Origin of the sequence: Marinobacter sp. LV10R510-11A (assembly GCF_900215155.1) — a bacterium.
Lineage (GTDB): Bacteria > Pseudomonadota > Gammaproteobacteria > Pseudomonadales > Oleiphilaceae > Marinobacter.
In genome coordinates this window covers 4,153,821-4,176,752 of sequence record NZ_LT907980.1, presented here as the reverse complement: position 1 = coordinate 4,176,752, position 22,932 = coordinate 4,153,821, and the positions used below count along the sequence as shown (strand labels likewise).

Sequence of the window (22,932 nt, the reverse complement as noted above, 5' to 3'; positions counted from 1 at the left end):
CAATCATATGGAGAAGCCACCTTGCCCGATAACAATAAAACACCGGGGCTGTTCGAATTCGACTACATCGTAGTAGGCGCGGGAACAGCCGGTTGCCTGCTTGCTAACCGCCTGAGTGCCAACTCAGAAAACCGGGTGCTGCTAATCGAAGCTGGAGGGCGGGACAACTACCACTGGATTCATATCCCGGTGGGCTATCTCTACTGCATCGACAATCCGCGCACCGACTGGTGCTTCCGCACCGAACCGGCACCAGGGCTTAATAACCGATCGCTGATATACCCTCGTGGCAAAACCCTGGGCGGCTGCTCTAGCATCAACGGCATGCTTTATATCCGCGGCCAGGCAAGGGATTACGACCGATGGGCAGAGATAACCGGCGATGACGCCTGGAGCTGGGCCAATTGCCTGCCAGATTTCATGCGCCATGAAGATCATCATGGTCTGGACGCTAACAGCAATGTGGAACACGCCGACAAGCGCTTCCACGGCCATGGTGGCGAATGGCGGGTGGAGCGTCAGCGCCTAAAATGGCAGGTTCTTGAAGACTTTGCAGAAGCGGCGGTTGAGGCAGGCGTGCCTCGCACAACAGACTTCAACCGTGGCGATAATGAAGGCGTGGATTATTTCGAAGTAAACCAGCGTGCCGGCTGGCGCTGGAACACCTCCAAAGCCTTTTTGCGAAGCGCTTTGACGCGGCCCAACCTCACCGTTTGGCATTCCACCCAAGTGCTAGGGCTGGAAATGAACACCGAGGGAGAGCAACCCAGGTGCACCGGCGTGCGCGTAGCAAGTGCCAATGCCGGCAAAGAAACACTCGCAATAGCCAGTAACGAAGTTATTCTCTCGGCCGGCTCGATCGGCTCACCCCAACTCTTACAATTATCTGGCATCGGGCCGTCCAACCTGCTTCAGCAATTGAATATTCCGTTGGTCGCAGACTTACCAGGGGTAGGTGAAAATCTTCAGGATCACCTGCAGATCCGATCTGTGTATAAAGTGAGCGATGCCCTCACCCTGAATACCATGGCCAACTCTCTGTGGGGTAAGGCGCGCATTGGTCTCGAGTATCTGTTTAAACGCTCGGGCCCTATGAGCATGGCGCCTTCTCAGCTGTGTGCATTTACCCGTAGCTCGGATGAATACGACTATCCCAATATCCAATACCACGTTCAGCCCCTGAGCCTAGATGCCTTCGGCCAGCCCCTACACCCCTTCCCAGCCATTACCGCGAGCGTGTGCAACCTGAACCCCACCAGCCGAGGCACGGTGCGTATTCGTAGCCGCAATCCCTTAGAGGCTCCGGCTATCGCACCTAATTACCTCAGCACGTCGGAAGACAGAAAGGTAGCAGCTGACTCTCTGCGGGTAACTCGCCGCATAGCCGGGCAGCCGGCGTTTTCAAAGTACCGGCCGGAGGAATACAAGCCCGGGCCACAGTATCAAACCGACGAAGAGCTGAGCCGCCTGGCCGGCGACATAGGCACCACTATTTTTCATCCGGTGGGTACCACACGCATGGGGCGAACGGATGACGCAATGGCGGTGGTGGATTCTCACCTTCGGGTTAGAGGCGTAAAGGGTTTACGCGTGGTGGACGCGGGGGTGATGCCGGTGATTACCAGCGGCAACACCAATTCACCGACACTGATGATTGCAGAGAAAGCCGCAGGCTGGATTCTGGCTGGCGATTAAGCTGTCTGATCAGACAGCTTAACGATATCCTCGTATTCTCGAATCTGAACGACCTGTTCAGCAACAGATTCAGATGCGAGGCTGCAGGTCTCGTTAACCATGGCGCTGGCAACCTTACCCGCTTCGATGCCACGATACTTTTCCAGAGGTCCCAAAAGAACACGGTTGATCAGCGGCATGGCTTTAGCACCCAAAGCCTCTCCTAGTCGGTTCTCAGGCCTGTTCCCCAACAACAAGCTGGGATGATAAATCGACAGATAGGAGTACCCAAGCCCCTTAACGCTATTCTCCAACTCGCCTTTGATTCGATTATAAAAAATAGTCGATGAAGAAGAAGAACCTATGGCAGACATCAGAATAAACGCCCGAGCACCTGCAGCCTGGCCAAGCTCTGCTGCTTTCAAGCAATAGCCGTAATCGACTTTACGAAACTGCTCTTGGGAGCCAGCCTTTTTGATGGTCGTGCCTAGGCAGCAGATGATTACATCTACCGCAAAAAGGCCGGCATGGTCTTCCATGCGATCAAAATCCATTTCCTGCTGGTGCAGCTTAGTATGAACGGACTCTAGGCGTTTCCGGACAGGCACAATCACCGACTCAACTTCATCGCGGGCCAGCAGCCCACTCAGAACCAATCCGCCGGTCAGCCCGGTTGCTCCCAGTAACAACACTTTCATAACGTTCTCTTGTTTAAGCACGGACGCTCATCGTACCAAAAATCTGTCGAATTCAGGGGGCGAACTCTAAAGCCCTTTCAAGTATTGCAGCCCAGAAAGCTGATCCATCTGCCCGCGAATCCAGAACACCCGGTCCCGGACATACGGCGAAGGGGACGCAACACTCAACACCTTCGGGTTTGGCAGCACTGCTGCAAGCTGCGCCGCCTGCTCGGCAGACAACTGGCGAGCAGAGCGCCCAAAGTAAACTCTGCTCGCAGCTTCCACGCCGTAGATACCGGGGCCAAACTCAGCGATATTCAAATACACTTCAAGAATCCGCCGCTTGGGCCACAACCCGTCAAGAGCCAGCGCAAAACCGGCTTCCAGTGTTTTGCGAACAAAGCTTCGGCCATTCCAAAGAAACAGATTTTTTGCGGTTTGCTGGGTAATGGTGCTGGCCCCTCTTAGCCCTTCACCCGCTTGGTGTTCAGCTAACGCCTTGCGAATGGCCGAAAAATCAACGCCCCAGTGATCTGGAAATCGCTGATCCTCGCTAGCCACAACCGCAAGGGGCATCCAGGGCGAAATGTCGGCAAAGCCAACCCATTGCTGCTGTACTTTCTTATCGGGATTCGCAACGCTGTAGCTGAGAATAAATGCAGAAGTTGGCGGGTTTACATACCGGAACAGAAGCAGCAAGCAGACGAACTATAGTGGACCCCGTTTTCAAGACAAAGGTTTAAGCTGTACTTTGTCATAAGGGGATTAGCAGCGATGAGTGAAGCGAAGAAGCGGAAGGTACACACCTCGGAGTTCAAGGGGAAGGTTGGCTTGGAAGCCGTACGAGGCGTAAAGACGATCAACGAGATTGGCCAGGAATACGGCGTACATCCAGTCCAGGTTGGTCAGTGGAAGAAAGCGATACAGGAGCAAGCCAAGACCCTGTTTGAAGGCAAGCGCGGCCCCAAGCCGCTGGCTGCCCACCGGGAGCCAGAACGGCTCTACAGCGAGATCGGCAAGCTGAAGGTGGAATTGGATTGGCTCAAAAAAAAGTCTGGGATCAGCCAGTCATGACGCGGCAAGCCTGGATCAGCCAAGGCGCTGCGGTCAGCGTCGTCCAGCAATGTATTCTGGCCGGCGTATCCCGCGCCACAGCCTATGCGCAGCAAAGGCCCAAGCCGGTCGATGAAAGCGACCTGCTATTCGGTCGCCTGATTGACGAGGAGTATACCAGACACCCATTCTACGGCAGCCGCAAGATGGTCGTATTCCTCAAGGTGGCGGGTCACACCGTCAATCGCAAGCGGGTACAACGCCTGATGCGGGAGATGGGCTTGGCCGGCATGGCGCCGGGGCCAAATACCAGCCGTCCACACCCTGAACACAAGACCTATCCTTACCTGCTGCGCGGCGTCCCGATTGTCAGACCCAACCAGGTCTGGAGCACGGACATCACCTACATCCGCCTGGCGCATGGTTTCGCTTATCTGGTCGCCATTATCGACTGGTACTCGCGCCGGGTGCTCAGCTGGCGGATCAGCAACAGCATGGAAGCGGTGTTCTGCGTCGATTGCCTAGAGGATGCATTGCGCAACCACGGTCGGCCGGAAATCTTCAACAGCGATCAAGGCGCACAGTTCACCAGCGCCGTCTTCACGGACGTGCTGACCCGTGAAGGCATTGTCATCAGCATGGATGGGCGTGGGCGGGCATTCGACAACATCTTCGTCGAACGCCTCTGGCGCAGCGTCAAGCATGAGGATGTGTATCTCAATGGCTACGCTACGATGGGCGAGTTACTGGTCGGACTGACGAAGTACTTTGTCTTCTATAACGGTGAGCGCCCGCACCAGTCCTTGGGGCAAACGACACCCGACATCGTGCATAGAACCGCTGTCGGTGGCGGGGCAATGATCGTGGATAAATTTCCGCGCGCGGTGGATACATCCCCTGTTCCGCTACGCTCCACAGGGGATGTATCCACCGCAGAAGCCAGATCAGACACAACGGCAACAGCCAAAGCAAAGGCAAACACGGGGCAGCGCCGTCCAGCTGCAAGTGAAGTCGAGTGCACAACTTAAACCCAGTCAATTAATGTCTTGACTCAGGGGTCCACCACAAACAGCACCACCAGAGTGATGAACACCCAAGCAGCCGTGCGAAACAGTCGTTTTGTTATAGATCTACGAGCCATAAACGCTCTACTTGAGTCCCGGCCGACTTTTTTCAGCCTCACCCGTGCTCACCACGGTAGACCCGATTACCCGCAAACAGTGCTTGCGACACACCACGTGCAGCGGTGTTTTGCCCGCTTCGTCCCCATCCACGGTAACGGTTTTTTCACGGGAGGTGAGAATATCGCAGCGCTTACCTTTCAGGTGCACAACCGTACTGGTGCGCTTGGGAGATTTACCACTAAACTGAACCAAAAAGAAGGTAAGCAACAACTGCAACAGCGGGCGCGGTTTCACGGCAATAACATCTAGCAGCCCATCGTCGGCCGTCGCTTGCGGAATTTCATTACCACCCCCGAAAAACGCCCCGCTGGATACAGCAATCGATAGCCAGTGACCACGCACAAATGCCTGATCACACTGTATTTCAGCGTGAAACCCGCGTTTAGCATTCACTTTACGCAGTAACTCGACGCCATAGCTGAAACGGCCAAGCAGCTTTTTGGCAGAGCCTTTCGACTCTCTAGCGGGAAGGGTTCCCAGACCAACATGCGCAACATTCAAGAAGATTCCACCCCCAAACTCTGCTACATCAACCAGTTGCGTTACGCCTTGCTGAACCAGCTCGCACACGGCAGCGGGTTCGTCCGGCAAGGCCAGGTTACGGGCGAAATCGTTTGCAGTGCCCGAGGGTAAGACCGCCAGCGTTGCATTGCGCTCGAGGCATAAACTGGCCCCGGTGTTAACCGAACCATCGCCGCCAGCAACCATAACAATGTCATCTAATTTTACTTGCGCTTGCCAGCCCTGCTCTCGGAAGTCACAACACTCCGGGGCTGTAATGCCGGCATTTTTCAGCTGTTCAAGCCAGAACTCCCGGCCCCTCTGGCCGTCGCCCGCCTCTGGATTTGCAACCAGCCAATAGGTCATACCATTTTTATCTCTGTAGCAGCTTCAGACATTTCCCGGGAAGCAATTGCTTCAAGATACCTCAAACAGGTCTCTGCTGACGTTACGATAAGGACACCGAAGTCATTTCCAAGTGACCGATTGTCAGACTATAGTCAACGTCTGAACTCCACTAGAACTACCCGGAAGCTGTCTATGATTGTTGACCTGATCACTCCTGTGCGCTCCAAAGCCCAACTGGCTGCGCTCAAGTTAATAACAAAAATAATACCAAGCCCAATCCCCAACATGCTTCTAGGCGCACAGTCCCGCCTCCGGTTGGTTGAGCACATGGCACACTTCGGTTTCAAGCGGGTTCTGCTGGTTACGGACGACGTACTGTTTCAGCTGGGTGTTATCAGCCCGATTGAGGAACGCCTGAACGAGCTGGGAATTGAAACGGTCGTATACAGCAAGGTGACGCCCGACCCAGGGTTTCTGGTTGTAGAGAACGGTTTAGAGGTGCTTCGCGAGAATGGCTGTGATGCCGTATTGGCAGTCGGCGGAGGGTCCTCTATTGATGCTGCAAAAGTGATGGCGCTGGCGGCCACCAACAGCAAAACACCCCGAGAATTGGTCGGTATTCTCAAGGCCCGGAAGCGATCGCTTCCTCTTTTTGTTATTCCCACGACCGCCGGTACCGGCTCAGAGGTAACCATCGGTGCCGTTATATCCGATGAAACCACGCACGTTAAACACCTCGTGATTGACCCGAAAGTGGTTCCTCTGGCAGCGGCCTTGGACCCCGAAATAACAGCTGGCATGCCTAAATCGGTAACGGCAGATACCGGCGTAGACGCCCTGACCCATTGTTTGGAATCCTGGATCAGTGATTTCTCAACACCTGAAACTGAGTTTTACTCAGGCGCCGGCATAAAGCTAGTGTTCAAATATCTGGAAAAAGTCTGCGAAAACGGCCAAGACTATGAAGCCCGTGACGCAATGGCACTGGCCGCAAACTACGGTGGCCTTGCGCTCAACAAGACGGCACTGGGCTATGTACACGCCATTGCGCACCAGCTTGGCACACAATACGGCGTGCCTCACGGCCGGGCCAATGCCATCGTTCTGCCACACATACTTGAGGTGAACAGGCACTGCGCACAGGCACGAATGGCGGCACTGGCCAGGCTGTGTGATTTGGCCACCGAAGCAGAGACAGATTCCCAAGCGGCCGACAAACTGATCCAGCGAGTCAATGCGCTGCTGGCAGCCTTGCCGATCGAACGAGAGGTAAAGGGTATCAACGAAAAGCACTTCACAGTGATGGCCAAGGCTGCCATGAAAGAGGCACACGGCACCTATGCGGTGCCTAAGTACCTGAACAAAAAGGATATTATTAAAGTTCTTCGCGTTATTAGCAAACAAACGGCACAGTAGGTCAGTCGTTAAGGCGCCCTTTAAGCGGGGCGCCTCTGTGAAACCACCAAGGCAACGCCGATGATGGAAACAATACCGCCGGCAATTGCCAGTACGCCCAGACGCTCATCGAACAGCCAGAAAGCCTGAAGAGCCGTTACCGGAGGCACAAGATAGAACAGGCTAGCAACCTGAGAAGCGGCACCACGGCGAATCAGCCACATCAGCAGCAGTATTGCGCCAATGGAAACCCCCAGAACCAACCAGGCCATGGAAAGCTGTAGCTGAACCGACCACACCACCTCGCGGGTCTCCAGCATTAACGCGGCAACGGCGAAAAATATGGCCGCGGCGCCGTATTGAATGATGGTGCCCGCCACAAGGTCTGCGCCTGTGCCATGGCGCTTCTGATACACCGTACCCATAGAGATACCTGCCAAGGCAAGCAGGGCCCAGACCAGTGTCCATAGTGGAAAGCCCTCCCCCGGATGACCACCCCCACCAAACTTCTCTAGCAGTACCAGCGTGACACCCAGCAGGCCAAGCCCCAGCCCCAACCATTGCCTCCATGTGACGGTCTCTTTCAATACGAGAACGGCTACCCCGGCGGTGACCAGCGGCTGCAAACCGACCACCAGCGAGACGATTCCCGAAGGCATCCCACCCTGAATCGCATAGTAGACACCGCCAAGATAACAGCCGTGAACCAGCAACCCGGTTACAGCAAGGTGGCCCGCTGCGCGCCAGCCAGGCCAGCGAGTTTTAAGCACCCAGGCAAGACCCGCAAGCAGGCCCAGCGTTAGCAGCATTCGGATCAGCAGAAGAGTGAACGGCTCTGCATAAGGCAAGCCGTACTTGGCACCGATAAAACCGGTGCTCCACAGCCATACGAACAGGGCGGGGACAAAAAACGAATAGAAAAACGATCGCATAAGGGGCTGCCGGGGTCAGGTATCTAAAACGTCAGTCAGTTTAGAGACCAACTCGCAATCGGAACAGATACAGACACCCGGCCGGGTAACCATTACAGTTGGCGATCCGGGCCGATCGCACGAATATTAGCTTGTAAGAATGGAGTGTAGCTTTTGGGTCAGCTCTACAGCCTCGCTGCCCATAGGTGTGAGATAGCCCCCGTCATCTTGCGTAATCAGCCCCTTGGCAAAAAGTCGCTCTGCAGCCTGAACGGTTTCAGATGCCGCGTCGCCCCGGTGCACTTTGATACCTGCTTGACCTGAGGAAGATTCAAACTGCGACAGCAGATTAAGTTCGTCAATGTGATCTGAAGAAAGTGGCATGATGTTTCCTTGTCTGGTTTTGGTGGTCAGATACTTTCGAATTTCTTGTCCTGATTTTTCTTGTCCTGATCAAGGCTTAAATCCCGCTCGGTCTCATTCCACTGTTCGGAAAGTGCTTCGTACGCATCCGAGAAGCCGTTTTTCGCTCGCTCCCATGCTGATGCTGAACTGGCCTTGAGTTCGTTATACCAGGACTGCACTCGTTCACGCTGCTCACGTAGAGACGCTAGACTCTCCCGTGAGCGTTCCCGCGCGGTGTTGCTCATATCGTCCCAGTTCTCCGAGAGTTCCTCCTCCAGTTCTGCGATTCGTTTATCAAGAGCTGAAAGCATCCGGTTGATGGAATCTTCCGCCTGATCTTTCTGGTCGGCTCCATATTCCTGCAATGCGTCGCCAAGCTCGCGACTTTCCCGTTTGAGCTCACTCACTGATGAATCTTTGGAATCAGCGTACAGGGGCGCCGCAAACGTACAGGACGCTGCGACAGCCAGTGCACAGACAATGTGTTTTAACGCCATAGATTGCTCCGGTGCTACGTTTAGCAAGAATAGCCGCAGCGCAGTTTACCAAGAATAGCAGCAGTGTAATGATAACAATATACCGACCAACAGCTTATCTTATAAAACCTTAATCAACTGTCAATAAAGCCTATTTATACCTGAAAAAACATATCTTTAAAACGAACAACGAGACTCAAAAATCTGGCGAAGATTGCTCTGCAACGGTTTATGATTTGTGCATTCTTACTAGCTGTGCCACTTTTAGAGTGAAGCCAAACAAGGAGGATATACCATGCTGTATTGGGCTGTAATTTGTCTTGTCATCGCGATTATCGCAGGTGTTCTGGGTTTTGGGGGTATTGCAGGTACAGCGGCGGGTATCGCCAAAGTGCTGTTCTTTATCTTTCTCATTCTGTTGGTCATTTCTCTCGTTGCGAATGCTGTGCGCGGGCGGGGACCAAAGATCTAGCGCTGTTTGTGAGCCGGGTAACAATACTCCGACAAGTCTTAATGTTTTTTCGGCCTATACAAGCCGTATAATCACACTCACGTCTGTTTTAAAATGGCCGACAGTTATGCTGTCGGCCATTTTTCTGTGAGTAGCCCATGCGCCACCCCCGATACATCATCTTGCCCTTTATCGCCGCCCTCGTCTGGCTTTCTACGCCGACTGTGGCAGACAGCATTAAGCGAATTGTGCATCCCGATGGCCGCGTTGAGTTTACCAACGTAAAAAGCAACAGCCCCGGGCGAGCCTCCAGCAAAAACAAAACGGTTTTCCGTTTTAAGGACGGCAACGGCATTGTCGCGTACAGCGGAACCCTGCCGCCGGTGGCAGATTTCGACGTTATTAGCTTCCACTGCTATGCCTGCAACCCAAACTCTCGTGTTAACTGGCGCACCACGCCACTGTTCGCTGGCCGTTATGAGTCGGAAATAAAAATGGCAGCCCTAGAATATGGCGTAGACCCAGCCTTGGTGCGTGCGGTTATTCATGCGGAATCTGCGTTCAACGAAAAAGCGCTATCCCCAGTGGGCGCTCAAGGCCTTATGCAGCTAATGCCGGGAACGGCTTTGGAGGTTGGTGTACAGAACGCCATGGTGGCGGCAGACAACATCCGTGGTGGTGTCACCTACCTTGCTAAAATGTTGGACCGCTTCAAAGGTGACACCAAGCTGGCAACCGCCGCCTACAACGCCGGCCCAGGTGCCGTAAGCCGGTACGGCGGAATCCCCCCCTATGCCGAAACCAAGGCTTACGTTAAACGGGTTGGCATACTGCGCGAGCGCTATGCCACTAACTGACTAGGCCACCAGCAGCCCTCTCCCTGGGTGCTGCTGGTGCCGGCATCGTTTTACTCAGATGCCGCAATCAGGCTGGCGTTGCCGCCGGCAGCCGTTGTATCCACACAGAGATGCCGTTCAATCACGAAACGCTGATCAAGGGTATGCTCGGTGATCAGCGGCAACAGAGCGCCGTCGCGTTTAGCCAGAGCCTGCCGGTACTTCCGTAGAACCGGTTTTTCGGCACAGCTTACAACCGCTTCAAACCCACTCGCAGTGGCTAAAGCTTCCGGGTCCAGTTGCCCTTCAACGCCTGTGATAGGCAGCCCAGCTTGCGCCGCACGACTCACAGCATCGCCAACACCTGGCGCAACTACCACTACCTTGTTGCCCTGCGCCAATGCCATAGAAGCCTGTGCCAGAGCCGTTTCTTTGTCTGGCCCTATGCACACCACCACGCCACGAGAATAGTTGGTTAGGCGGTTAAGCTCGCCGGTTGGCCCTGGTAACTCTTCAGCTTGGCCTTCTAGCTGCTCGGGTACGTTCCCGAAAACCGGTTGCATGGCTTCGACCCTGGCTTGCGATCCTAGTATTTTTAGCTTATCCAGATCGCCAATTAGCCCTTCTAGCTTCTTGCCGTCAATCGACTTACTTCCAGATTCCACAGGGCACTCAACCGTCGCTCCTCTCAAAAAACGCCGAACATACTGCGGCCCGCCAGCTTTGGGGCCGGTTCCAGAAAGGCCTTCACCGCCAAATGGCTGAGAGCCGACGATTGCGCCTATCTGGTTACGGTTAACGTAGGTGTTGCCCACCTTGATGCGGCTTGAAATCTGCTCAACTCGGTTATCAACCCGGCTGTGTATGCCAAAGGTTAACCCGTAACCTCTAGCGTTCACGTCATCCACAACCTTGTCGATTTCCTTGGCCTCAAAGGTAGCCACGTGCAGAACCGGCCCAAAGATTTCTTCTTCCATATCTTCGATCCCGCTGACCTTCAGCACAGCAGGCGACACGAACAGCCCGCCACTGGGCACCGGAATCTTTTTAAGCAGACGCCCTTCGCGCTCAAACTTATCGCAGTGATCTACAATCTTCTTGCGGGCGGTCTCATCGATTACCGGGCCCACGTCCGTGGACAGTGCCCAAGGATCGCCAATGCCCAGCTCTTTCATGGCTCCGTAGAGCATTTCCAGCAAGTGCTCGGCAATATCCTCCTGCACATACAGCATGCGCAGTGCCGAACAACGCTGGCCGGCACTCTGGAAGGACGATGCGAGTACATCGCGAACCACCTGCTCCGGCAGCGCCGTTGAATCCACGATCATGGCGTTCAGACCGCCGGTTTCCGCCACTAACGGCGCATCAGGGGCCATGTTCTCTGCCATTACCTTGTTGATACGCTGAGCGGTTGCGGTAGAACCCGTAAAGCACACACCCGCTATCCGGGGATCAGAGGTAAGTGCTGTACCTACCGTGGCGCCCGTGCCCGGTAGAAGTTGGATGGCATCTTTAGGGATACCGGCTTCGTGCATCAGCTCAACAGCGCGAACCGCCAGCAGCGACGTTTGCTCTGCGGGCTTGGCGACAACCACGTTGCCGGCGGCCAGGTTCGCCAGAATCTGACCGGCAAAAATGGCCAGCGGAAAGTTCCAGGGCGAGATACAACAGACCACACCGCGAGCTTCTCCGTTATCTTTGTTGCGGATGCCTTCGTTGGCGTAAAACTGGGAGAAGTCCACTGCTTCACGAATTTCTGCGATGGCATCCAGCAGAGACTTGCCGGCTTCGCGGGTTGTTAACGCGAACAGTTCATGGGCATTTTCTTCCAGCAGATCGCCCACTTTGCGAACGCAGGCGGCGCGCTCTTCAGCCGGCAAAGCCGACCAGCTTGTAAAGCCTTGCTCAGAGGCGGTAATAGCGGCATCAACATCGGCTTCATTCGCGTGGGTAATATGTCCAACTAGATCATCCGGCTTGGCCGGGTTTTTAACTTCCAGCACTTCACTGCCGGTTATTTCCGCTGCAATGAGCGGGCCGCCAGCCCAGCGGTGGCTGCGAAATGCATCGCGGCCTTCATCGATCTGCGCAACGGTTACCGGGTCAGTAATATCCCAGCCCTTGGAGTTTCGGCGCTCGGCACCAAACAAATCTGCGGGGCGCACAATCACTTTACTGGAGAGGTTTTCCCCCAACTCCTGAACAATATCAATAGGGTCTTTCGCAATTTCTTCAGGGCTAATGCTGGTATCTACAATCTGGTTAACGAAGGAACTGTTAGCACCGTTTTCGAGCAACCGGCGCACAAGGTAAGCCAGCAAATCACTGTGCTTGCCCACAGGCGCGTAGATCCTGCAGGGCACTCCGCTCTCTGCAAGAACCTGATCATGCAGCGATTCACCCATACCGTGCAGACGCTGAAATTCGTAATTTTTCAGATCTGCGGTTCTGGCTAACTCCACAATGGCAGAAACCGAATGGGCGTTGTGGGTGGCGAATTGCGGGTAAATGCGGTCGCTCATGCGCACCAGCTTTTTGGCGCACGAGAGAAAGGCAACGTCACTGCTCGCCTTGCGGGTAAAAACGGGGAAGTCGGTCAGGCCCATTACTTGGGCTCGCTTAATCTCGGAATCCCAGTAGGCGCCCTTCACCAGGCGAACCATGATGCGGCGGTCGAGCTTTTCAGAAAGTGCGTACAACCAATCAAGCGTGTGGGCAGCGCGCTTGCCAAAGGCCTGAACGACCACGCCAAAGCCATCCCAATCCGCTAGGGCCGGGTCGGACATGATGCCTTCGATAACATCCAGGGAAAGATCAAGACGATCCTGTTCTTCGGCATCAATGTTGAAGCCCATGTTGGCGGCGGCAGCCCTCTTCGCCAACTTCAGCGCACGGGGTAGCAGCTCAGTCATTACCCGTTCTTTCTGGCCATACTCGTAACGAGCCAGCAGCGCGGAGAGCTTGACGGAAATACCCGGATTTTTACGAACATCGTCTTGGCAGTTCATGGCAATGCTATCGATGGCGCTGGAATAGGAATCGTAATAGCGCTGGGCGTCGGCATCGGTACGGGCGGCTTCGCCAAGCATATCGTAGGAGTAGGTGTACCCTTTCGCCATGTGGCTCTTAGCCTCGTTCTGTGCTTCTTCGATATCACGCCCCAGAACAAACTGACGGCCCATTTCTTTCATGGCCTGCCCGGCAACCGTACGTACCACAGGCTCACCTAGCCGCTTAACCAGCCGACGAAGCGTATCACCTACCGTATGGCGTTCAGAATCTTTCAGCAGGTTACTGGTCAGCAGCAGCGCCACTGTGGTGGTGTTGATAAGCGTAGAAGACGCTTTACCTACGTGAGCGCCCCAGTTGCCGGAGGTAATCTTGTCTTCAATCAGCGCATGAATGGTTGTGTTATCGGGCACGCGCAACAGCGCCTCCGCCAGACACATGAGCGCCACGCCCTCCTTGGTGGTGAGGCCGTACTCCGCAAGAAATTTCTCCATGATCGTGGATTTTTCGTTTTCCCGAACATTGCGTACCAGGTCGGCCGCACGGGCCGAAATCGCCTCACGCTCTGCCCCAGACAACTGAGCATCAGCAATCATCTCGTGAATCACTTTGTACTCATCTGCGAGATAGTAATCGCGAATTGCCTGCCGGCTTTCGGCAAGCTCGGGAGTCACTGATTGATGCGATCTCATAGCTGTACTCTCTCAGTTGTTTGTCTTTCCCGCATTCTACCGACAACGGCAAAGACTATTTCTCTGTAAAAATCGAAACCACATCTCGTTTCGGCTTTATTCGCTGATATAAATGTATTAATTATCTCTCATATAATACAATTTCAGGTGATACACGCTGAACCGCAAAAAAAACTAGCCCCAAACCCCTACTGTATCTGGCACTTACAGCCTATAGCATAGTGCCGATACTCGTGACTTGCCCAAAAGTGGCAGTTTTACGCTTTGTGGAGGATAGAACAACATGAGCGAGCTCGATCGTATCGACCACTCCATCATTCGTGAACTGCAAAAGAATGCGCGGATCACCATTACCGAGTTAGCCTCACGAGTCGGCCTGTCAAAAACTCCGTGTCAGGTGCGCATGCGCAGGCTTGAAGAGCAGGGCTTTATAACGGGTTACACGGTGCTGGTTAATCAGACAAAACTGGGGCAAAGCCATATCGCCTTCGCCCAGGTTACCCTGAACGACACCAGCAGCGAGGCGCTGAAAGCTTTCAATACAGCCGTCAAACAGATCGCCGCTATTGAGCAGTGCCACATGATTGCCGCCAATTTTGACTACCTGATGAAAGTAAGAACACGCAACATGGCAGAGTACCGGCAGGTATTGGGCGAGCAAATTTCTGCCCTGCCCCATGTGCTGCAAACCAGTACGTTTGTAGTCATGGAAAACGTGAAGGATGCGGGGCTATAGGCTAAAAATAGAAAGCCTACTTGTTGACCCTGGCCAGCCCAAGAGACGAAACGTGCAGACCCAGCTCGCTGCGATACAGAGCGTTGCCGATACCCAGCACAATGTTCTCCACCGTAAAGTTGGACGATACCGCGCTGGCGCCGCCGGGGGAACGGGACTCCAGAACAAGCACCAACCGCAAAAGATCCAGAAGGCGAATAACCAGGTCGAGAATACCGAAATCCTCAGGTGCATCATCGATCTGAGACATTACATAGGCCTTGGCGGACTCTACAACAAAGGCTTCGTGATCGGTTAAATGCTCTGTACCCAGACACTTTACGGATTCCACGCGCTGTTCCCGCTCGCGCCTGATAGCTTCCATGCACACCTGCCCTGAGTTTTCCGGCGTGTCACTCCCACGCAGAATACCCGCTAGCCGGAAATCAACCTTGCCTTGGCTGCGGATTTGATCGTATTCGCTTTTCAGGCTCTCTTTGGCATGGGGCAGGTAACGGTGGATTGCTGTCTCGCGAGCGCGCGCCAAATCTTCCGTCGTCGCAAGAGTCACCAGCGAGCTCATCACACGCACACAATGGAGTAAATGCTGCCAGGTGGCAGGCTCAACAGAGCGCGGGTTATCTGGCAGCACACGCTTGGCAGAGACAAACTCGAAATAAAGGGCGGTTACCTGTTGTTCTGAAAAATCAGACGTGCGGATAATTCGACGCAACCCCAGCTTTTCAATATCCAGCAAAAGACTTGGGATCAGCATTAAAACGTAATGTTGCGCGCCTTCTGATATCGACATGTCTGACTACTGCTCCGCTTTGAACCTGCTCTTACCTTAGCACCGAGACCCTTCTCTCGCTGCTTTCATTTAATTCATGGTGTGTCTGTCTTCGACACCTTCGGCGACAACCCTCAGGTTGACGCTTGGCAGGCTGTCTCGGAGCTCAACACTGGGCAGCTTGTTGGCGCTCCCTGAAGCTGCCCGCGCTTGCCCCCCACCGAGAACCGATGACGGTAGGTTCGGGGGAAAGGAGGAACCGGTGTTGGGCATTGAGGAGAATTGACCTAAACTTGAATGTAGAAGGATCATTTCTCATTCTCTGCATGGCTCTCAACGATTGCAGCAGGCGAATCCGTCACGGGAAAGAGACAGCTCGCATGTCAGACTATGAGCGCCAGCGACTTCAAACTTTGCGACAATTCAAGCTACTGGACACCAGCCCGAGCGAAGGTTTTGATCGCATCACCCGCACGGCCAGAAAGCTCTTCGGGCTTCCGCTCTCGGCCGTTTCCTTGACGGACGAAGATCGGCAATGGTTCAAGTCCCGCATGGGGATAAAGGTAACGGAAGTTCCCCGCCACAAATCTCCCTGCAGCGACGTCTCGGCCAGCTCGGAAGTCGTTGTTATAGAAGACCTTCTAGCCTCCGACTTCTATTGCGACTCGCCCCAGGCACGGCTTGGCATGCGGTTTTATGCGGGAGCCCCCCTTACAACTCGCGATGGATATACACTTGGCACACTCTGCGTTCTGGGGCCGGAGCCCCGGACTGCGTCGCGTGAAGAGATCGAAGGCTTGGTGGATCTGAGTGCCATGGTCATGGCGCAGATTGAACTCCAGCACGCACTGTCCCGCGTTGATCCCGTAACAATGCTGCCCAACCATAGCCATTTCGCCGACGATCTGGAGGATCTGTCAAGGAATCAACCGGGTGCAACGCGCTATGCTCTCTTTATTGAGCTAACCGGTGCGTTGGAGCTGAACGCCACCATGCGCGTCATGGGGGCCGCTCAGATAGATGCGCTTGCTCGAGAAGGCTGCAACGAACTTCGTTCCTGGTTCGGAGAAGGCAACACTCTTTACAGTTTGGGACCTTGCCAGTACCTGTTTCTCCGCCCAGCAAGCGATGAGCAGCAAGTCCGCGAGGACGCCCGCCACCTGCAGCGACACCTGAATCGCAGTTCACTTTGGAGTAGCGCACCCTGCATTATCCGGCCGGTGATCGGCATAGCTTCATTTATCCTGGGGGACGGACTCGGCGCGGACGAGGTAATGCGCACTGCACTTCAACAAGGCGGGAGCGGCCTTCGTCTGGTATTCCAGCCGCGTATTGCCCTGAACTCCGGTGAGTGCTTGGGCGCAGAAGCACTACTGCGCTGGCAGCACCCGGAGCTTGGCGAAATTTCGCCCGTCGAGTTTATTCCCCTGTTGGAAAATACTCCGCTGGCAAAGCCGCTGACGCAGTGGGTGCTGGATGCGGCTGTTGCGCAAGCGGCTCAATGGTTTCATAGGGGCATGAAGCTGACGATTTCAGCCAATGTCATGGCCTGCAATTTTGAAGAGAGAGGGTTCTCCGACCGGGTCATCGAACGGCTAAAACAGCGCAACCTCCCTAGCCAGGCATTCGAGATTGAGTTAACCGAAAGCGCGCTCATGGCCAACCGCCGTTCCGTTCGCAAGCAACTCCGGAAACTCTCGAAAGCCGGCATCCGCATTGCCATCGACGACTTTGGTACCGGCTACAGCAGCTTGGCCTACCTTGTGAACGTTCCGGCCAACGTTCTGAAAATTGACCGGGTGTTCTCCTCTAGTACCCGAAAAGACCGCCAAGAGTCCCAGAAATCCCTACTCAAGGCATTGATTGAACTGGCCCACGGCATGGGATTCAGAACCGTCGCCGGATGCGTTCAGCTCCTGGTATGACAACCCATCAAAACGCGCCGGAGATTTCTGGAAGAGTTAACCGGAAGATGCTGGTGCTGTTTCTCTGCCCTTGGCCCGGCGCGCCATGTGAAGCACCCCCACGCCCAGCGCCATCACCATTAAAGTAAGCCAAAGACCATTGGTGTAATTCCCTTCCACATCGGCCAGGTAGCCAACAACCGCGGGCGCCAGCATCTGGGCAATTCCGTAGCTAAAGGTAAGCCGACTCATGGGCCGGGAGGGATTTTCAGGAAACACACGCCCCACCATCCCCAGCATCATGCTGACAATACCAATGAAGCTGGCCCCATAAATAACTGCGCTGAGCATAACGCTGACCATACTGGTGTTGAGGATCAGCATCAGGATACTTACGGAATTGAGCGTGTAGGCCAGATAGAGTGCCGTCCACTGCCCCCAACGGCGCGTGAATACATCCCAGAGCCAGCAAGCAGGGGTGGCCGCTAAACCGGCGATCAACCAGATAAGCCAGCCTCGGCCGCTGAGCTCCGGCATGGATTCGGCAATCGCCACTAAGAAAGTCGCCGTGACCACATAGCCAACACCGGCACAGAAGTAGGCCAACTGCAGTATAACGATAAACCGGCTTCGGTCATCCCCGGCACCCGCGCCTCCAGTTTGAGGCAACGCACAGGCGCGATAATCTGGCATCCAGCGCCAGACAGGAATCAACAGCGCCAGCGCCACCAGCCCGTATATCACCCATTGTTGATCCCAGGTGAACGACCCCCGGATCAGTTCTGCCAGAACGGCCGTCAGAACAATGCCCAGCCCGATCCCTGAGAAGAACACGCCAAGCTCGGATTTATGATTGTTCTTGATCAGCCAACTCATCAGCAGGCCGGCGCCGAGCAACATCCCCGCTGAGGTACTCAGCCCGGAGATGAAGCGCAGTGGATACCAAAGCCAAAGGCTGGTGGTGTAGCCCATGAGAACGGTGGAGACCACCGCGACAACGAGCCCCAACTGATACAACTTTACTTTGAGGCCAATATCGCTGATTCGAGTGATTAGGAGCGCGCCGGTAAGGTAGCCGGCGTAGTTCACCGTTGCCAGCATACCAATCACTGACTGACTCAGACCAAGCGCTTCTACCATCTCGGGAATCATCGGTGTGTATGAGAACCGAGCGATACCTACGGTGACCACCACCGCGATCACGCTGGCAACCAGCACCTTGATGGTCTCCTTCGCTTTCATGGACCCCCTTACCTTGGGCTAAGCCCGGCTCAGAAACTTCCGCTCTTCCACGTTGATTTTGATGCGATCGCCGGTGGAAATATGCTCAGGCACCTGGATGATCAGCCCAGTGGACAGATTAGCCGGCTTGGTACGGGCCGTTGCGGAACCACCCTTTACAGACGGATCCGTTTCCAAAATCTCAAGCTCTACCGTCTGTGGCAGCGCAAGCGCTACCGGCGCGTCACTGACCAGAATCACCACAACGCCTTGAGTATCCTCGCTGATAAACAGCAGTTCATCCGCAATGGCTTCCCGGTTCAGGCTGTACTGCGTAAAGTCTTCGCTATCCATGAAAACGTATTCGTCGCCATCAGAATAGGAGAAGGTCGCTGGCCTACGCACAAGGTCGGCGAGGTTCAGCATGTCGGAATCTTTGAATGTTTCGTCAATCTTGTTACCCGTCACCACATCGTACATGCGCATGCGGTAAAGGCTGCCGCCGGCCCGACCCTGAGGAACCGAGCGCTCGATATCCCTAACGAAATAAACACGATCCTGGTATTCAACCGCAGAATTCTTCTTGATTTCACTTGCTCTAGGCATTTTTTAAAGCTCCAAAAAAATCCCGTAAACGCATCCATACCGGGTAAAAGCCGGCGTGTTTCAGTAGCGGGCATTCTACCCGCACGCCTGCCCTGCCGATACAGGGCAAGTGGACACTATAAGCCATTCGGCACAAAGCTTCCTGACGCTATAATCGGATTCATATAAGAAAAAGCAATTTGATGTAAGCTATGCCCTATTTACGGCCAACCCGAAACGAAAGGTTTTATGAAAGTACCTAAGAGATTACAACCCCTGGTCGACGACGGTATGGTCGACGAAGTGCTTTACCAGCTTATGAGCGGTAAAGAGGCACAGGTTTACGTGGTGCAATGTGGCGAAGAAGTATGCTGCGCAAAGGTATTCAAAGAAGCGAAGAAACGGAGTTTCAAGCAGGCTGTTGAGTACCAAGAAGGCAGAAAGGTACGCAACAGTCGCCGCGCCCGGGCCATGAGCAAAAAGACCCGTTACGGCCAGAAAGAGCAAGAAAACGCTTGGCTCAATGCTGAGGTGGATGCCCTATACCGCTTGGCTCGAGCAGGCGTACGCGTACCGGAGCCCAAAGGCTTTGTGGACGGTGTATTGCTGATGGAGATGATTGTTGATTCCGATGGTAAGGCTGCCCCACGGCTCGATGACGTCACCCTCGCCCCAGAGCAGGCCCGGGATTACCATGGCCGGGTTATCGCAGAGGTTGTCCGGATGCTAAGTGCCGGGCTGATCCACGGTGACCTATCAGAGTTCAACGTATTGGTGGAGAGCGACGGCCCCGTGATCATCGATTTACCCCAGGCGGTTAACGCTGCTGGCAACAATAACGCCGAGCGCATGCTTGAACGGGATGTGGACAACATGCGCAGCTATTTTGGAAAATTCGCGCCCGAACTGCTTATTACAGATTACGGTAAGGAAATCTGGGCACTGTACGAAAGCGGTGACCTGCACTGCGACAGTAAGCTAACCGGACGCTTTGAGCACGACACCCACAGTGCCGATGTGGACGAACTTATGGAGGTCATTGATTCTGCGAAAGAAGAGGAGCGGGATCGCCAAGAGCGCCTTCTGGACGACGACGAGGACTAGTGCTTACCACGCAAGCCAGATAACGTGCCTAGCGCCTTTGCCGGGGCGGTGAGCCCTTACTGTTACGGCTTCCGCCGTAAGGCCGGCGCGCTTCAGGCGCTCGGTAAAAGTTGGGTCCTGCCCCGCAGACCAGTAGGCCAGAATACCATCTGGCCGAAGTGCTGCTTGGGCCGCTTCAATGCCTGCGGGAGAATATAGCCAATCATTCTCTTTACGGGTCAAACCCTCGGGGCCGTTGTCGATATCCAACAAAATGGCATCGTAACTGGCGGGCGAGTCCTTAATTAACTTAACCACATCACCAATATGTACGCGAGCCCGTGGATCCTTTAACGGGTAGCCCGCCGCACTGCCCAATGGCCCCAAATTCCACTGTTCCACTTCCGGCACCAGTTCAGCAACGGTTACTTCTGCAGTATCACCCAGGGACTGCAAAGCCGCCGCGAGGGTGAACCCCATACCCAGCCCTCCGATGAGCACTTTAGGCGAAGGATGATCCGCAATGCGTTCACAGGCCAGAGTCGCAAGCGCGTCTTCAGAGCCGTGCAAGCGAGTGTTCATCAGCTCACCACTAGCGCCGGCAATGCGGATGGAAAACTCATCATTACGCTGGAGCAGCCGCAACTCTGTGCCCTTACCGGGAATGATTGCAGTGCCAAGCAACTCAAAACGAGCCATAAAAACCTCTGAAGGAAAATGCCGGGGGAAAGTTAAGAATTAAGCGCTGAATAAAATTAGGTCTGAGCGAGAATAGTTCGCTCTGTTTGCCCAGGCAGCCTGCCGGTCAGCCAGGCCTCAATAACAACCTCGCCACGCTGGTTGGTCAGCACAGCTTCAGCCTTCGCGCGGTTGCGCTCATCTGCCTCGGTGATGGTGAATACGCAGGTAATGGTATCGTCGAAATAAACCGGCAGGCGGAACCGGAAGTTCATCCCCGATGCCAGCCAACCAATCTGGCCGCCTACCTGGGTAATCATGCCACCGACCAACAGGCCGTGACAGATTTTGCCCCGAAAACCTTTGGCGGCGGCGAAGCGTTCATCATAATGAATCGGGTTCATATCCCGGCTGATTTCACCAAACGCTACCGTGTCATTCTGGGTGAATGTTCGGATAACCGTAAAAACATCACCAGCCTTGAGGCCCCGAATAGCCTGTTCTCGAATGTGCGTCACTTACGGTACTCCGGGGCTCAGTTAGGCTAGCAAAGGTTCAGGTACGGCCGGCAAGACGGCGCTCGACCCAGGAATGGTATAGCTTCGCTAGAGACGGCCGAATCAGGGGCAGTGAGATCAGCCACGCTAGCGGTTTAAGCACCGGGACTCGCGACATCAGCAGAATATATGCGTCCATCTCGCGATGTATTTCGCCCTGATCATCCTTCACGTGTAGCTCACGGAGCGCTTTGTCCGGATCTACGCCCTGCTGGCGCAACTCCTCATCCCTGCCGGTGATATCCAGCCACTCAACAGACTCACCGGTTTTGCCCGCCAGCTTTTCATACCAGCGGCGATCCTTGATGCAGGTGGAGCAGGAACCGTCGTAAAAAACAATCAACTTGCCTGAATTCAGACCCATAAAAGCCCTCCAGCTATAACGAAAGCCTAGCAATGACACTATCACACCCAGCGCGGTTTAGCCGGCAGACTCGGAACGCGCAACCGTGGTCTCAGCTGAATGCTTGCTTTCGCTGCGAGCGATAATTGCTGTACCCACAAGATCCCCGGTAACGTTAAGCCCAGTGGCACCCATGCCGACCAGTGCATCAATGGATACCAGCAGTGCCACTGTTTCGATAGGCAGCCCTACCTGAGCAAAAACTGTGGCGATCATCACGATGCCAGCTCCGGGAACCCCGGCGGTACCAATGGAGGTAAGCGTGCCGATAAGTACAATCTCCGCCATGGTCATCAAGTCCAAAGGGATGCCGACCACATTGGCCGCAAACACGGCAGAAATCGCGATGCGAATCGCAGCACCATCCATGTTAATGGTGGCGCCCAGCGGCAGGCTAAAACCGTAGATCCGCTTGGGTATACCTAGGCGCCGTGCTGCATCCAGGGTGAGCGGCAAGGTGCCTGAACTGCTTTGCGTAGCAAAGGCCGTTGCCATGGGTGTGCGCGCTTCGCGAAAGAACGCCCGCACACGCACGCCAGACATACGCATCAGAATGCAGTAAACAACCAAATGCACGGCAAGCGCGATATAAAGCACCAACACCATGTCACCCAGTGCCAGTATGGTCGACATACCCTGCTCGCCTGCCGTTTTGGCAACAATCGCGAACACGCCGATAGGTACGTACTGAAGCACGCCAGCCATAACTTTCAAGGTGATCTCGTTCAGTGCTTCGACAACCTTGTAAAGGTGCTCGCCAAGCTCTGCATGAGTCTCGGACTCCCGCAGCTTCAGCAACGCGATACCAAAAACAATGGCGATAAAGATGATGCCTAGCAGGTTCAGTTCACTGAACGCTGTAAAAATGTTGTCGGGCACAATGTTCAACAGCACGCTCGCAATCCCGGGGTTATCCGGCACTTTTACCTCTGCGCTCTCATTCAGCGCCATACCGCTTCCCGGCTCAAACAGGCTTGCGACCACCAGGCCAACAACAATGGCCAGCGCGGTTGTCATCACGTAAAAGCCAAACAGCTTACGCCCGACGCGCCCCATGCTGCCGATATTCGCTTGATTGATGCCCACCATCAGTGTGAACAGCACGATGGGCACAATAAGAAACTTAAGCAGGCGTAGCAGCAACTCACCAAGGGGTGCCAACCAATCTGCGACCTGCTGCCCACCAATCATGCCCACGGCCACACCCAGCACCAGTGCGATACTGACACGCAGAATCAGCGAGGAATTCAGATAGCTATGGAAGAGAGTTCTCATCACAAAGCCGCCGATAAGATTGAAGTGCGCAATGGCATAATATGAGATCCTGATCTGGGATGGCGCAGATTGTGGTGGAAATCATCAGGCGGGTAAACCGTTAACC

At 54.6% G+C, this 22,932-nt stretch carries 21 protein-coding genes and 1 pseudogene; 8 read left to right on the top strand and 14 right to left on the bottom strand.

The annotated features are described in order from the left end of the window. Positions 1-21: 21 nt before the first annotated feature. The gene (locus CPH80_RS20155) at positions 22-1,695 is read left to right on the top strand and encodes a GMC family oxidoreductase (protein ID WP_227520274.1); all 1,674 of its coding nucleotides are present in this window, start codon (positions 22-24) and stop codon (positions 1,693-1,695) included. Here CPH80_RS20155 and CPH80_RS20150 read toward each other — a convergent pair. Together CPH80_RS20150 and mtgA are read right to left on the bottom strand one after the other, a co-directional pair. Further along, on the bottom strand, positions 1,692-2,372 hold the full coding sequence (locus tag CPH80_RS20150; RefSeq protein ID WP_096280828.1) for an NAD(P)H-binding protein: 681 nt from the start codon (positions 2,370-2,372) through the stop codon (positions 1,692-1,694). The two genes, CPH80_RS20155 and CPH80_RS20150, sit on opposite strands and share 4 nt — an antisense overlap. A 66-nt stretch (positions 2,373-2,438) precedes the next feature. After that, positions 2,439-3,053 (bottom strand): monofunctional biosynthetic peptidoglycan transglycosylase, encoded by a 615-nt coding sequence (mtgA, locus tag CPH80_RS20145; protein ID WP_096280826.1) that lies wholly within the window; start codon positions 3,051-3,053, stop codon positions 2,439-2,441. Positions 3,054-3,128: 75 nt separating this feature from the next. Between mtgA and CPH80_RS20140 the strand changes: the two are divergent. Next, positions 3,129-4,282: pseudogene (locus tag CPH80_RS20140) on the top strand (IS3 family transposase); the annotation flags it as partial. Positions 4,283-4,555: 273 nt separating this feature from the next. Here the strand turns inward: CPH80_RS20140 and CPH80_RS20135 are convergent. Then, on the bottom strand, positions 4,556-5,458 hold the full coding sequence (locus tag CPH80_RS20135) for a diacylglycerol/lipid kinase family protein (RefSeq protein ID WP_096280823.1): 903 nt from the start codon (positions 5,456-5,458) through the stop codon (positions 4,556-4,558). Between the two features lie 174 nt (positions 5,459-5,632). Between CPH80_RS20135 and CPH80_RS20130 the strand changes: the two genes are divergently transcribed. Next, on the top strand, positions 5,633-6,856 hold the full coding sequence (locus CPH80_RS20130; protein WP_096280819.1) for an iron-containing alcohol dehydrogenase: 1,224 nt from the start codon (positions 5,633-5,635) through the stop codon (positions 6,854-6,856). 20 nt (positions 6,857-6,876) lie between these two features. On the opposite strand, the gene CPH80_RS20125 is transcribed toward CPH80_RS20130, so the two are convergent. From CPH80_RS20125 to CPH80_RS20115, 3 genes are all read right to left on the bottom strand, one after another. Continuing rightward, positions 6,877-7,767, bottom strand: a complete 891-nt coding sequence (locus CPH80_RS20125) for a DMT family transporter (protein WP_096280816.1) — start codon at positions 7,765-7,767, stop codon at positions 6,877-6,879. 126 nt (positions 7,768-7,893) lie between these two features. Next, positions 7,894-8,130, bottom strand: a complete 237-nt coding sequence (locus CPH80_RS20120; protein WP_096280813.1) for a TIGR02647 family protein — start codon at positions 8,128-8,130, stop codon at positions 7,894-7,896. A gap of 26 nt (positions 8,131-8,156) precedes the next feature. Next, entirely contained in the window at positions 8,157-8,648 is a 492-nt protein-coding gene (locus CPH80_RS20115; RefSeq protein WP_227520273.1) for a hypothetical protein, read from the bottom strand. A gap of 274 nt (positions 8,649-8,922) precedes the next feature. On the opposite strand from CPH80_RS20115, the gene CPH80_RS20110 reads away from it, so the two are divergent. Together CPH80_RS20110 and CPH80_RS20105 are read left to right on the top strand one after the other, a co-directional pair. Then, entirely contained in the window at positions 8,923-9,099 is a 177-nt protein-coding gene (locus CPH80_RS20110; protein WP_096280810.1) for a DUF1328 domain-containing protein, read from the top strand. A gap of 137 nt (positions 9,100-9,236) precedes the next feature. Then, on the top strand, positions 9,237-9,935 hold the full coding sequence (locus tag CPH80_RS20105) for a lytic transglycosylase domain-containing protein (protein WP_096280808.1): 699 nt from the start codon (positions 9,237-9,239) through the stop codon (positions 9,933-9,935). A gap of 50 nt (positions 9,936-9,985) precedes the next feature. Here CPH80_RS20105 and putA read toward each other — a convergent pair whose 3' ends face one another. Then, positions 9,986-13,615 (bottom strand): bifunctional proline dehydrogenase/L-glutamate gamma-semialdehyde dehydrogenase PutA, encoded by a 3,630-nt coding sequence (putA, locus tag CPH80_RS20100; RefSeq protein ID WP_096280805.1) that lies wholly within the window; start codon positions 13,613-13,615, stop codon positions 9,986-9,988. A 283-nt stretch (positions 13,616-13,898) separates the two neighbouring features. Between putA and CPH80_RS20095 the strand changes: the two genes are divergently transcribed. Next, on the top strand, positions 13,899-14,351 hold the full coding sequence (locus tag CPH80_RS20095) for a winged helix-turn-helix transcriptional regulator (protein ID WP_096280802.1): 453 nt from the start codon (positions 13,899-13,901) through the stop codon (positions 14,349-14,351). A 16-nt stretch (positions 14,352-14,367) separates the two neighbouring features. Here the strand turns inward: CPH80_RS20095 and CPH80_RS20090 are convergent, their stop codons facing one another. Next, complete coding sequence (locus tag CPH80_RS20090) at positions 14,368-15,141, bottom strand: hypothetical protein (RefSeq protein WP_134037444.1); 774 nt, start codon at positions 15,139-15,141, stop codon at positions 14,368-14,370. A gap of 359 nt (positions 15,142-15,500) precedes the next feature. On the opposite strand from CPH80_RS20090, the gene CPH80_RS20085 reads away from it, so the two are divergent. Further along, the gene (locus CPH80_RS20085; RefSeq protein ID WP_172898627.1) at positions 15,501-17,045 is read left to right on the top strand and encodes a GGDEF and EAL domain-containing protein; all 1,545 of its coding nucleotides are present in this window, start codon (positions 15,501-15,503) and stop codon (positions 17,043-17,045) included. A gap of 36 nt (positions 17,046-17,081) precedes the next feature. Here CPH80_RS20085 and CPH80_RS20080 read toward each other — a convergent pair whose 3' ends face one another. Both CPH80_RS20080 and yeiP read right to left on the bottom strand, forming a co-directional pair. Beyond that, positions 17,082-18,266 carry a YbfB/YjiJ family MFS transporter gene (locus tag CPH80_RS20080; protein WP_096280794.1) on the bottom strand — a complete coding sequence of 395 codons (1,185 nt, stop codon included), beginning with the start codon at positions 18,264-18,266 and terminating at the stop codon, positions 17,082-17,084. 18 nt (positions 18,267-18,284) lie between these two features. Continuing rightward, on the bottom strand, positions 18,285-18,851 hold the full coding sequence (yeiP, locus tag CPH80_RS20075; protein ID WP_096280791.1) for an elongation factor P-like protein YeiP: 567 nt from the start codon (positions 18,849-18,851) through the stop codon (positions 18,285-18,287). A gap of 228 nt (positions 18,852-19,079) precedes the next feature. Between yeiP and CPH80_RS20070 the strand changes: the two genes are divergently transcribed. Next, positions 19,080-19,934 (top strand): PA4780 family RIO1-like protein kinase, encoded by an 855-nt coding sequence (locus CPH80_RS20070; RefSeq protein ID WP_096280789.1) that lies wholly within the window; start codon positions 19,080-19,082, stop codon positions 19,932-19,934. A gap of 3 nt (positions 19,935-19,937) precedes the next feature. Here CPH80_RS20070 and CPH80_RS20065 read toward each other — a convergent pair whose 3' ends face one another. From CPH80_RS20065 to CPH80_RS20050, 4 genes are read right to left on the bottom strand one after another with little or no spacing between them, the layout of a single operon-like run. Next, a complete protein-coding gene (locus tag CPH80_RS20065) occupies positions 19,938-20,612 on the bottom strand; it encodes a spermidine synthase (RefSeq protein ID WP_096280786.1) in 675 nt (224 codons plus the stop codon). A gap of 56 nt (positions 20,613-20,668) precedes the next feature. Then, entirely contained in the window at positions 20,669-21,109 is a 441-nt protein-coding gene (locus CPH80_RS20060) for a MaoC family dehydratase (protein ID WP_096280783.1), read from the bottom strand. A 37-nt stretch (positions 21,110-21,146) separates the two neighbouring features. Continuing rightward, on the bottom strand, positions 21,147-21,512 hold the full coding sequence (locus tag CPH80_RS20055) for a thiol-disulfide oxidoreductase DCC family protein (RefSeq protein WP_096280780.1): 366 nt from the start codon (positions 21,510-21,512) through the stop codon (positions 21,147-21,149). Positions 21,513-21,569: 57 nt separating this feature from the next. Next, positions 21,570-22,826, bottom strand: coding sequence for a dicarboxylate/amino acid:cation symporter (locus CPH80_RS20050; protein ID WP_096280779.1), 1,257 nt, complete (start codon positions 22,824-22,826; stop codon positions 21,570-21,572). Positions 22,827-22,932: the final 106 nt, after the last annotated feature.